Below are 10,027 nucleotides of genomic sequence, written 5' to 3'. Positions count from 1 at the left end.
GTTCATGGACGGCCACAAGATCAGGAACCGCATCGGACTCGTCGACGAGAACGGCCAGAACATCCTCGTCGCACCACCCTGGCGCATCGTCGCGACCGGAGACTTCAACTCCGACGGCCGGCCAGACATCCTGTGGCAGAACGACGACGGCGGCCTGCAAATCTGGTTCATGGACGGCCACAAGATCAGGAACCGCATCGGACTCGTCGACGAGAACGGCCAGAACATCCTCGTCGCACCACCCTGGCGCATCGTCGCGACTTCCGGGATTGATCTGACGGAAGCGCGAAGGCTCATTGACGAGCGCTACAAGGCTGCGGGCGGGATCACGGGGCCTCTCGGTCTGCCGATGGGTGCTGTGCGGCCAGTCGCTGATGGCGCATTGCGACCCTTCGCCGGCGGTGCTGTGCATGTGCTCCACCACGGCGGAGTGCATGGTCCAGGAAAGACGTGGTGCGTCATGGTGCGCTTCCTCGGTTTTCACTGTCTCGAGGAGTCCGACGAATGGTCGGCGTCGGACGAGCCGTACTTCCTCATTAGCGTTGTGGGCGCAAACAAGGCTGTGACCCGGAAGATTGGCCCCGTCGAGAATGTTGACGCGGGCGAGGACCATACCATCGTGTCAGGAGTGGCGGGGTTTGAGGACAGGATTGTTCCACCGGTGATTCTCGGCGTCATCGCCAACGAGAACGACGAAGGCTCCCCTGAAGAAGCCGCGGAAAAGGCCAAGAAGGTCGCCGAGTCGGCGGTCGGAAAGTTCGAGGAGGCGATGGCCTCGTTCGGTGCTGCTACGACTGACAGTCATGTGGTGCCGGAGTGGTTCCGCGACATCTTGGTCGGATGGATTCCTGAGGGTGTCGCCGCTGTGTTCGGACTCGGTGACGATTCCATCGGCAGCAACGGTCAAATTCTGTTCGACTACGACCCTGCGGGCATGGATTGGCGGAGTCCACCTTCGCTGGGGACTTTCGGAGCCAACCCGTACAACGTCAAGTTGCCCGTCGGTGTGAACCCGGAGGAAGGCCGATACGAACTCTATTTCGACGTCAAGGTGGGCACATCGGACATTGACACGCTGTGACGTCCGAAGGAAACCTGAAAGCCGGTAACTCGATGGTGGCCGGCAGGGCGTGCGACAGCCCCGGACGCGGGCAAGTGCAGTCCGGTGATCACACGATAGAGGCGCCCGGGACCTACGCCGTAACCGGGCTTCGGCGCCGACGGGTTGGGGTGTGGCACAGGACGTTGGGAACACTGCACGACAGCGGCCCCCCGGCCTGCGCTGAGCTCGGGCCCGGGGGTGCTGTTCTTGTGGTGTCAGGCGGCCTGGTTGCCTGTGCGGGCGGCGAGCTGGGGGGCCATCGCCCGTCGGATGACAGCCGCGGCCAGGCGCGTCGGCATCGCGTTGCCGACCTGCTCGTACTGCTTGGTCCGAGTGCCTTGGAAGGGGTGGCCGGGCGGGAACGTCTGGAGGGCGGCCGCGTCGGCCACGGACACGCGGATCATGACCTTGCGGCCCCCGCGGTAGGCGGGCAGTTCATCGGCGTCCGTCAGCGGGGTGTTGGTGATCCAGCGGCCCGCGTCGCGTTCCCCGTACAGGGTGGCGCGGCTTCCGGAACCGCCGACGCAGGACGGGTCGGGGCCTCCGGCTGCCGTGCCGACCGCGACGGTCAGCGCGGGGCGGTGGCTCATCCCCCAGCCGAGTGCTTCGGCCATCGACACCCAGGGCAGCAGATGCTGGTTGCCGTCCTCCTGGGTGGTGGTGCGGCTGTAGCGGCGGTGGGTCGGTGCGGGCAGAGCCGCCTGGTCGCCGCGGCGGGCCACCAGCACGGCGCGGGCACGGGTCTGCGGGACACCGTACTCCTCGGCGTGCATGCGGCCGGTGACAACCGTGTATCCCTCGCTGCGCAGAATCTGGGCCATCGCTTCCCACACGGGCAGCACAGTGGGTACCTGCTCCAGCAGGACGGTGCGGTACGGGCGGCCCGCGTCGAGGGCCTGGAGGGTCCAGCGCAGGGGCTCAAGCACCAGGCCGGTGCGTTCGTCGTCGAGCGTGGCCAGACCCGCACGGATGTCCTGGCGGGCGGCGAGCTGCGCGGCAGGTATCTCCGGGGCGGGGCGACCGGATGAGACACGGCGGCCGGACACAGCCAGCCGTGGCCCGGACCGCTGCCGCGGTGGCAGCGGTCCGGCGTGACCGGTGGCGGACCAGGCGTGGCGAACAGCCCGAGGCGGGGCACAGCCTCGGGTTGGTCGACCGGGCGGGCGCAGCGGCCGGAAGCTGCCGGCGAGCCGCCCGGCCGCCTCGGCGCGACGGCCGCTGAGACACGGCGGGCAACCCCGAGACGACGCGGCCCCAGGTGGGGACCGCACGGCGCCGGGCCGAGACGTGCGGCGCGGGCTCCGGCCAACGCCCGCACGCCGCGCCGTCTTTGCTGTGACCCGCGGCGGTTCAGTCGCCCGATGGGAGAACTCTGAAGAGGCCGTGGTGAGGTCTACCTGGGGCGTCTGGCGTCTTCCTCGTTCCACACCGAGATGACGTGCCCCTCGCCGTACTGCTCGATGACCAGGGCGCGGGCTTCGGTCGACGACGAAGCCATCAGCCGGAACCGCTTTTCCTTCTCCCACTGGCCATCGATCCAGATGAAGCCGATGAACTCGCGCCTCGGCCCGGTGGGCTCGAAGTCGGACAGGTCTGCCACCACACGCCTCCCCGTTGTCAGGTTTGCGACATTTTCGCAGACGCAGACAGCCCTCCGACCCGATGCGGGCCACCTGGTGGCCGGGCCGGGGGCGGGGCCGGTGGACGGGCCCGCCCGGACGCGGGAACGGCGAACGCTCCCGGACTCCTGCTGTGCGGGCGGGAGTCCGGGGGCGGCGGGGATGCCGGGGGTGGTCAGCCGATCGTGAGGTGGATGCGGAGCCGGTCCAGGCCGCGGGCGTTGCGCAGCTGGTGGGCCCTGCCTGCGCGTCGGGCCCTCTCGCGTCGGTGGCTGGTGTAGGGGAGGGCGAAGTCCCGCACCCACGTGGTGGTGCTCGCCGCGTCACGCGCGGCGCGGTCTGCCGGGTCGTAGGCTTCGGCGACCTCGTCGAAGATCAGACGGGCTATCGCCTGCGGGCAGCCGTGCAGCAGCGGTTCGGCGTCCGGGCCGTCCTCCTCGAACGCCGTGATGGCGGTCTCGGTGAACTGTCGGTGGGCGGGGGTGCTGGCGGCTTCCTCACGGAGGGCAGCGAGGATGTCGGGGCGGGTGCAGACGTAACCGCTGCGCGTGACGTTCATCAGGGGCCTCCCTGGTGTGGGCTCCGGTCCGGGACAGTGACCCGGGGCGGTGCGGTGCGGTGTGGTGTGGGCCGACCATCACCCGCCGGAGAGCAAGCCCCGCAACCAACGGTGCTCGAGAGTCGCCCTCCGAGGCCCGAGAACGCGCTCCTCCTGCGGACCCACACCTGGGCCGGATCCGCCGGCACGCGGGCCGCAAGCGCGCGGCGGTGGAGGTCCGGGCCGTCCGGTCCGGGACCGCGCAGCGCTTCGGGCAAGTTGCTGGAAGCGGGAGGGCTGGGACGCTGTCGGCGCGTCCCAGCCGTGGGTGAGCTGCTATTACGCAGGGGGTGCGGAGATGTTGAGCGCGTGAAGGACGGCGTTCAGGATCGTGCCGGGGTCGGCGCCTTCTTCGCGTGTGGCGCTTTCGATGGCGTGCCGGGCGGCGTGATGCTCAAGGGAGGTGAGTACGCGGCGGCCGGGTGCCGCGTCGGCGGGCGGAGTGAGGCGCAGACGCACCAGCCGGTAGGCGTCGTAGCGGTCGGTCTCCAGGTACCGGTCCACTTGCCAGCCCTCGGACTGGAAGAGGTCCGCCCAGCCGGTCAGGATGCGTTCGTTCAGTGCCCGTTCCTTGGCCCGGACGTGCTTGGCCGGGCCGGGGCCGAGGTGGGGGCAGCTTCGGACCGGTACGTCAGGACGACCTGGTCGGTGAGCGTGTGTGGGTCGAGGTAGGCACCGTTCCCGATGCAGCGGCGGCCCCGGAATGCCGCCAGGGGCTTGCAGGCCTGCGTCAGTACGCGGATCGCGGCATCGACCTGGGGGACGGTCACGTTCTCGGCGAGAGCGCCGTAGACGACGGCGGGACGGGCAGGGGTGTGCATGGCGGGTGTTCTCCCTTGCTGCGGGGCGTACGGGTGCGGAAGGGGCCGGGGCGCGAGCCGTGGGCCGCGCCCGGTTCACGGGCCAGTCGTCGAAGCGCTCGGGCACGGTGAGGTTGCGGCGGTGGCGCGCGGGGCCAGTGGCCGGGGGGCCATGGAGGGGGGCGGGGCCACCCCAGGGGGTGAGGGCGGCCCGGCGGCCGGAGACTCGACCGCACCTGGGGGCGGGAGCATCCCTACCGGCCAAGCCGAGACTGCCCTGACCGGGGATTAAGCCCCGCAACTACCGGCCCATGCCTGGCGCGGGCCTTGGCGGTGCGGGGCCGGGTCGAGGCGACACAGGCCGCGGCGAGCCGATCTCGGGGGGCACGGCCGGAACGGACCTGCCGGGCGGCGCTGCCACCGACGCCACAAGCAAGGTCGCGAGTCCGCGCCACCGGCACGGCATACGCACGGCCGGCCCAGCCTGGGCAGGGCACCGGGCCCCGACGCACGAAGTTCCCCGCAGCTGAGGCCCAGCCCGGGCTTGTCAGACCCGCTCCGTAAGCTGCGGCGCATGAGTATGAATGGGGAGTACCTGCGCGTCACGCCTGCGGAACTGGACCAGGCCGTCAAGGATCCCGAATGGGCCCTGGATCTCGCCGAGGCAATTCAGGACGCGCAGGAGGGGCAGGAGCCAGCCCCGCACGAGGCGCGGCACTTCACCACTCATAAGACATGGGATCTGCTCGGCTTCCTTCTGCGACGCTCGGCCTTCCCGGTCGACATCGTCCACGGCGAGGAACTCCTCGCTGCCGACGACTGGGGCTACGGGCCGCCGCAGTATCTGACTCCAGACCGGGTCCGGCTGGCTGCAGACGCCCTGCAGCAGACGACGTACGACCAGCTCATCGAGGGGGTCGATCCCTCCGAACTTGCCGAGGCTGGCGTCTACCCTCAAATCTGGGACTCGCCCACCTCACTGGAGTGGGCCCGCGACCTGTTGACTCCCCTGACCGAGTTCTTCCAAGGTGGCGCATCCGCCGGGCACGCGATGCTGATCTGGCTTGACTGAGCCACCCCCGGCGGTCGGACGTTGAACAACCAGCTCAGCTTCTCGGGGGCGTTGCCAGGGTCACCTCGCCTGTCCAGGACTGCCTTTCCGGAGCTGAGCCCCACGTCACTTCGGCATTGGCGCCGTGGAAGTCCTGTGCGAGGGCCGTCACCATGGCTTCTGCGGCTGTCCGCGCCTCGGCTGGGTCGGCGCTGGCCGGCACATCGGCGAGACGCCCGCACAGTGTTCCGCCCTCTTCCGTGGCGACGCTGTAGCGCCAGCCATCCGCCGTCGCCAGCAGGGTGATGTTCTTCGGCCTGCCGAAGGGCGCCCGCTGCTTCGTCCGTTGTCGTCTCACCATGAAGCCATCCAACCTCGTGAGCGCATGTACGCGAAGGGCAGTGCTGGCTCGCCTGGTGGCGTATCCGGGTGCACGCGGGGGGCGGACCCGGCACCGCGGGCGCGGTGCCGGGACCGGTGGCTGCGGGGCGGGCCGGACTGGTGGGGGCCCGGTCCTGGTGGTCAGCGGTAGGAGTAAGCGTGCGCGATCAACGCGATGCGGGCGCCGTTGAGGTGGCCGCGTGCGAGGTAGTCGCCGTGTTCGGTGCGTGTGGCCTGCTCGCGGCTCAAGCCGATGCGGTGCAGCCAGGTGTGCAGGCCCGTGTCGTTCCTGCCGAGCCGGATGTGCAGGTACAGCAGGGTGTCGGTGACCGGCTGGCAGATGAACACCCGTGCCTCGTTGACGAGTTCGGCGTGCGCGCGCATGGCGGGCGTCGCCGGGTCGGGCAGGGTGAAGCGTCGGTCGAGTGCCCACTTACTGCGTGAGTTCCACCTGGTCGCCCACTTGGTCTGGGTCTTCTCCCCCGGTAGGGGCGAATGCACGCAGAAGTGGTCCTCCTCCGGGTGGCCGAGGTCGAGTTGGCAGTCGCTGAAGCCTTTGTAGTGGTCGCACCGGCCGGGGTCGGCGTTGTCGACGAGGGCCTGTATAGCGGTGGCCGGGACGCCCAGGTCGGCGAGGCGTTCGGTCAGACGGTTAATCGCCGCCTGCTCGTGGCGAAGCGGGGTGAGGTCGGAAACCATGGGTCGGTCCTCTCAGCGTGGCTGTCCGGCCGTCGGACGGCGGCTCGGGGTGGCAGCACGCTGTCCCTGCGCGGGGCAAGCCCGGCAACTGGTGGAGTCCCGAGGTGCTCTACCTGTCGTTATGGCCGGGCCGCGGAAGCTGGATGACGTGCTCCCGATCCGGAACCGGCCGTCGCGCGGCGTCCCGGCGAACGCGCGGCGTCGGCCGTACGGACGGCACCGCCCCGGAAACTGCTCCGGTTCCGGCCCCGCGGGGAGGCCGGAGTGGGGCACGTTGTTCGCAGACCTCCAGGGGCGGGGGCGGTCTACGCGGTGGTGTCGGGGGTGGCGCAGCTGCCTGCCGGGAGACTGCCGGAGGCCACCTGGGCGTCGAGGGTGTCCTGTGCGCGGGTGAAGTCGGCGCAGCGCTGTGCAGCCGTCTCGGGCGTGTGGGCGGTGGCGACGTGGACTCCCGTCCAGTTGTCCATGACGAGGTGCGGGCCGCCGAACATGCCGCCGAGTCCGCTGTCGTCGGTGACGACGGTGTAGCGGGGGCTGGTGCGATCGGCGGGGATCTCGGCGAAGAACACCATGTAGGCGTCCGGGGGAAGCGTGACGGCCAGGCCGACGGCGGCCAGGACGCCGGCGCATTCGATGCGCTTGGTTTCCTGCTCGGGGGTGTCGGCGCCGGTCTTCTCCTTCAGGTCCCATACGACCATCGGCCGGTCCGAACGGGTCAGGATGAGCCATCCGTCCTGCTCGTCGGGGACGTGGCGGGGGAATCGGGTGACGAGGGCGGTTTCCGCCTGCTTGACGGCGGCAGCATGCTGCGGCGGTATATCGAACACGGTGGTTCTCCAGTGTGGGGTTGTGGCGGACGACGCGCACCGTGGGTGCTGCGGGCTCAAGCCGGTCAAGCAGCCCTCATGCCGTGTTGGAGTGGACCAGCTGTCCGGCTGGCCACGGGCCTGGCACGCGTCGGGCCAGAAAGAACGGGGGTGCGGCAAACGGACCGGGGCCCAGGGCCGGGCGCCGGGGACGGCCCCGAGTGGGATCGCGGCATCCGGGCGCCGAACCGGGGCCAAGTCGGCGGCGCAGGTAAGCGGCCCAGCCCGGCCGGTGGGGCACCGCCTGGGGGTAGCCGAGCATGGCAGACGCGGGCGGTCCGAGACGGAACAGGGCAGAGTGGGGTACGAAGAGGGGGAAACGCACGCGCGGCCCGCCCCAGGGGTGTTCCCGGGGCAGGCCGCACCAGTGCTGCCTGTCTAGTGCTGTGACCGCATAGGTTCACCGGGGTGCTCGTTGTGCTGGTTGGAAGCGATGTCGCTTCCAACCAGCAGGGGAGGCGAGATGGCACCACCGGTCAGGGTCCGGAGGCTGACGGAGCAGGAGGGGCAGAAGCTCCAGCAGATCGTTAGGCGGGGCAGTACGAGCTCGGTGCGGTTCCGGCGGGCGATGATGCTGCTGGCCTCGGCCGGCGGCAGCCCGGTCCCGGTGATCGCGCGTCTGGTCCAGGCGGACGAGGACACCGTCCGTGACGTGATCCACCGCTTCAACGAGATCGGGCTCGCATGTCTCAACCCTCAGTGGGCGGGAGGCCGTCCCCGCCTGCTGAGCAGTAACGACGAGGACTTCGTCATCCAGACGGCCACCACCCGCCCGACCGTGCTGGGCAAGCCCTTCACCCACTGGTCGGTCCGCAAACTCGCCGACCACCTGCGTCGGAATATCGCCAGGCCCGTCCGGATCGGCCGCGAGGCCTTGCGGTGCTTATTGGCCCGCCGGGGGGTCACCTTCCAGCGGACGAAGACCTGGAAGGAGTCCCCGGACCCCGCCTTCGACGCCAAGCTGGCCCGGATCGAGTACGCGGTCAACGAGCGTCCGGACCGCACATTCGCCTTCGACGAGTTCGGACCATTGGGCATCCGTCCCACCGCCGGCTCCTGCTGGGCCGAACAGAACCGCCCCAACCGGTTGCCGGCCACCTACCGCCGCACCCACGGCATCACCTACTTCCACGGCTGCTACTCCGTCGGCGACGACAAGCTGTGGGGTGTCAACCCGGCGCCGCAAGGGCATCGACCACACCTGGGCTGCCCTGCGGTCGATCCGCGCCGCCCGCCCGGACGGCGGCCCGATCTACGTAATCCTGGACAACCTCTCCGCCCACCTGAACTGGAAGATCCGCAGGTGGGCGGCCAGGAACAAGGTCGAGCTGTGCTTCACGCCCACCTACGCGTCCTGGGCCAACCCCATTGAGGCCTATTTCGGGCCCTTGCGGCAGTTCACCCTCGCCAACTCCCACCATCCGAACCACACCGTCCAGACCCGGGCCCTGCACGCCTACCTGCGTTGGCGCAACAACAACGCCCGCCACCCCGACGTCCTGGCGGCCCAACGACGCGAACGCGCACGAGTCCGCAGCGAACGAGGTCTCCGCTGGGGCGGCAGGCCCCTGCCGGCCGCAGCCTGACCCTCTCAACCCGGCCAGGTCACAGCGTCAGTCGTCGAACTCGACGCCCGAAGCCTCCGCACGGGCAATGATGTTGCGGACTGCCTCGGGGTTTGTGATGACGGATTCGACGGCCATCTTCAGTCGCGCGAGGTCGCCCGAACTGCCGACCGCGCAGAACATGCCTGCCTCGCTGTCGAAATCGACGTGCTCGGCAATATCCGGCCAGGCAAACCGCACGAGACCCTCCCAGAAGTACCCGTTCGGCTCGTGCCCGGCGGCAACTATGGCGGCATCGGCAGCCAGGCCGCCGACATCCAACGTCAGCGAGTGCTCGCCGTCGAAGTCATGGAGGTGAATGGTCACAGCGCGATCGTCTCACCCACCACGCGAACCGTTCACCCCGTCCCTCACGGCTCAACAAACCCGGTGAACCTTCCCGGTCACAGCACTAGCCATGCAGCCAGACTCGCAGCGGACCGACCACCTCGAAGCCATGACGGAGGGCGGCATCCAGGTCCGCACCGTGCTCATAGCCCACCGCGGGCAGGGTGGGGAACAGCCGGTGCACTGCGTCCAGCACCACCGGCCAGGCCCGGTCGGCGCCGCCCTCCACCGCGAAAACATTGGAAATTCCCACCACATGGCCGCTGCGGCTCGCCACCGCCCCAGCGGCCACCAGGCCGTCAGCGGAGTGTCCGACGAGCACGGACGTCGCCGGGTCATCGAGCAATTCGGGTCGGAAAAGGTCCGCCTTGCCGTCCCCGTCGTCCCAGGCAAGGGCCCAGGCCCGCAGCATGTCCGGGCTGCTGACCACATCCCAGGCGAGATCCGATGAGGTGGTCGGCACGCTCGCCGGGCGGTGGATCCACTGCGCGTCGAACAGCACCTTGAAACCGGCCCCCGCCAGATCGAGGTCGGCGAAACTGTCCTTGACGCAGGCGCCGGGAGCGGCGGTATCGATCCGGTCCACCAGCGCGGCGGCACAGGCCCCCGGCAGCAGCGTCACCGCGTCGGGGTAGTACAGCGGCGGCCGGGCCGGAACGGCCCAAGCATGCAACCCGAACTCGCCCGCCAAACCGTGCGACCGGCTCATCGACGCGCACCACTCGGCGTTGTTGCGGGCCGCGGCCCGGATCACGAACTGCTTCATCGCTGTCACGAATGCGCATCATGGCCTGTCCCGGCCCGATCCGTCGAACAGATTCCGTCAGCCAGAGGACGGACGTCCATTCTGTGAGGCTGAGGTTGGTTGCCGGGTCACCGCGGTTCGCTGCTCCGGGAAGGAAACGACTCATTCAGGGCCGCTGGCTAGGTCGGCAGCACACGGACCCAGCACAGCTCGG

12 protein-coding genes and 1 pseudogene are annotated in these 10,027 nt (G+C 69.7%); 3 read left to right on the top strand and 10 right to left on the bottom strand.

Annotation, left to right across the window (positions count from 1 at the left end; genetic code table 11):
• The coding region (locus ACGF3H_RS16790) for a hypothetical protein (protein WP_362497693.1) at window positions 1–1,081 on the top strand (1,081 nt) is incomplete at its 5' end.
• A gap of 236 nt (window positions 1,082–1,317) precedes the next feature.
• On the opposite strand, the gene ACGF3H_RS16785 is transcribed toward ACGF3H_RS16790, so the two are convergent.
• The 5 genes from ACGF3H_RS16785 to ACGF3H_RS16765 form a co-directional block, all read right to left on the bottom strand.
• Entirely contained in the window at window positions 1,318–2,148 is an 831-nt protein-coding gene (locus ACGF3H_RS16785; protein ID WP_362497690.1) for a DNA cytosine methyltransferase, read from the bottom strand.
• 347 nt (window positions 2,149–2,495) lie between these two features.
• The gene (locus ACGF3H_RS16780) at window positions 2,496–2,702 is read right to left on the bottom strand and encodes a hypothetical protein (RefSeq protein WP_356304686.1); all 207 of its coding nucleotides are present in this window, start codon (window positions 2,700–2,702) and stop codon (window positions 2,496–2,498) included.
• A 194-nt stretch (window positions 2,703–2,896) separates the two neighbouring features.
• A complete protein-coding gene (locus tag ACGF3H_RS16775) occupies window positions 2,897–3,280 on the bottom strand; it encodes a hypothetical protein (RefSeq protein ID WP_362497687.1) in 384 nt (127 codons plus the stop codon).
• Between the two features lie 318 nt (window positions 3,281–3,598).
• Entirely contained in the window at window positions 3,599–3,823 is a 225-nt protein-coding gene (locus tag ACGF3H_RS16770; RefSeq protein WP_362497684.1) for a hypothetical protein, read from the bottom strand.
• A gap of 53 nt (window positions 3,824–3,876) precedes the next feature.
• Entirely contained in the window at window positions 3,877–4,140 is a 264-nt protein-coding gene (locus tag ACGF3H_RS16765; RefSeq protein WP_362497682.1) for a hypothetical protein, read from the bottom strand.
• Window positions 4,141–4,693: 553 nt separating this feature from the next.
• Between ACGF3H_RS16765 and ACGF3H_RS16760 the strand changes: the two genes are divergently transcribed.
• A complete protein-coding gene (locus ACGF3H_RS16760) occupies window positions 4,694–5,191 on the top strand; it encodes a YfbM family protein (protein ID WP_362497679.1) in 498 nt (165 codons plus the stop codon).
• Window positions 5,192–5,225: 34 nt separating this feature from the next.
• On the opposite strand, the gene ACGF3H_RS16755 is transcribed toward ACGF3H_RS16760, so the two are convergent.
• The 3 genes from ACGF3H_RS16755 to ACGF3H_RS16745 all read right to left on the bottom strand — a co-directional run bounded on the left by ACGF3H_RS16755 (window position 5,226) and on the right by ACGF3H_RS16745 (window position 7,077).
• A complete protein-coding gene (locus ACGF3H_RS16755) occupies window positions 5,226–5,531 on the bottom strand; it encodes a hypothetical protein (RefSeq protein WP_362497677.1) in 306 nt (101 codons plus the stop codon).
• A 161-nt stretch (window positions 5,532–5,692) separates the two neighbouring features.
• Complete coding sequence (locus ACGF3H_RS16750; RefSeq protein ID WP_362497675.1) at window positions 5,693–6,250, bottom strand: hypothetical protein; 558 nt, start codon at window positions 6,248–6,250, stop codon at window positions 5,693–5,695.
• 305 nt (window positions 6,251–6,555) lie between these two features.
• Window positions 6,556–7,077: a hypothetical protein gene (locus tag ACGF3H_RS16745; RefSeq protein WP_362497672.1), complete on the bottom strand. Its 522-nt coding sequence runs from the start codon at window positions 7,075–7,077 to the stop codon at window positions 6,556–6,558.
• A gap of 502 nt (window positions 7,078–7,579) precedes the next feature.
• On the opposite strand from ACGF3H_RS16745, the pseudogene ACGF3H_RS16740 reads away from it, so the two are divergent.
• A pseudogene (locus ACGF3H_RS16740) lies at window positions 7,580–8,702 on the top strand (IS630 family transposase).
• Window positions 8,703–8,729: 27 nt separating this feature from the next.
• Here the strand turns inward: ACGF3H_RS16740 and ACGF3H_RS16735 are convergent.
• On the bottom strand, window positions 8,730–9,047 hold the full coding sequence (locus ACGF3H_RS16735) for an Imm51 family immunity protein (RefSeq protein ID WP_362497670.1): 318 nt from the start codon (window positions 9,045–9,047) through the stop codon (window positions 8,730–8,732).
• Between the two features lie 85 nt (window positions 9,048–9,132).
• Window positions 9,133–9,843 (bottom strand): hypothetical protein, encoded by a 711-nt coding sequence (locus tag ACGF3H_RS16730; protein WP_362497668.1) that lies wholly within the window; start codon window positions 9,841–9,843, stop codon window positions 9,133–9,135.
• Window positions 9,844–10,027 lie beyond the last annotated feature (184 nt).

Origin of the sequence: Streptomyces sp. NPDC048185 (assembly GCF_043202495.1) — a bacterium.
Classification (GTDB): domain Bacteria; phylum Actinomycetota; class Actinomycetes; order Streptomycetales; family Streptomycetaceae; genus Streptomyces.
The sequence above is the reverse complement of the archived record's forward strand: the minus strand, read 5'-3'. Positions and strand labels throughout refer to the sequence as shown.

Bases quoted from the DNA above. Each gene is read 5' to 3' on its own strand.
- ACGF3H_RS16775 (WP_362497687.1), bottom strand. From the start codon at position 3,280: ATGAACGTCACGCGCAGCGGTTACGTCTGCACCCGCCCCGACATCCTC.
- ACGF3H_RS16755 (WP_362497677.1), bottom strand. From the start codon at position 5,531: ATGGTGAGACGACAACGGACGAAGCAGCGGGCGCCCTTCGGCAGGCCG.
- ACGF3H_RS16760 (WP_362497679.1), top strand. From the start codon at position 4,694: ATGAGTATGAATGGGGAGTACCTGCGCGTCACGCCTGCGGAACTGGAC.
- ACGF3H_RS16750 (WP_362497675.1), bottom strand. From the start codon at position 6,250: ATGGTTTCCGACCTCACCCCGCTTCGCCACGAGCAGGCGGCGATTAAC.
- ACGF3H_RS16765 (WP_362497682.1), bottom strand. From the start codon at position 4,140: ATGCACACCCCTGCCCGTCCCGCCGTCGTCTACGGCGCTCTCGCCGAG.